We start from the raw sequence: 234 nt of genomic DNA on the forward strand, positions 1-234 counted from the left end.
CAAGCTGTGGATCGTTGATGCCAAGCGCACCAAGAACTTCGTCGCAAGTTTCTTTCATTACTTTCGCACGTGGATCGAAGTTTTTGTACACACGGTGACCGAAGCCCATGAGTTTAACTTCTTTAGTTTTCACTTTTTCCATGAAGTCAGCAACGTTCTCTACAGTGCCGATTTCATCAAGCATTCTAAGAACAGCTTCGTTCGCGCCGCCGTGAGCAGGGCCCCAAAGTGCAG

Annotated in this window: 1 protein-coding gene; it reads right to left on the minus strand. The window is 47.9% G+C overall.

What is annotated here, in order from left to right:
• The coding region (locus B4F08_RS03975; RefSeq protein ID WP_291373313.1) for a citrate/2-methylcitrate synthase at positions 1-234 on the minus strand (234 nt) is incomplete at both ends.

The sequence above is a fragment of the Acinetobacter sp. UBA6720 genome, assembly GCF_002454215.1.
In the GTDB taxonomy this organism is placed as follows: Bacteria; Pseudomonadota; Gammaproteobacteria; order Pseudomonadales; family Moraxellaceae; genus Acinetobacter.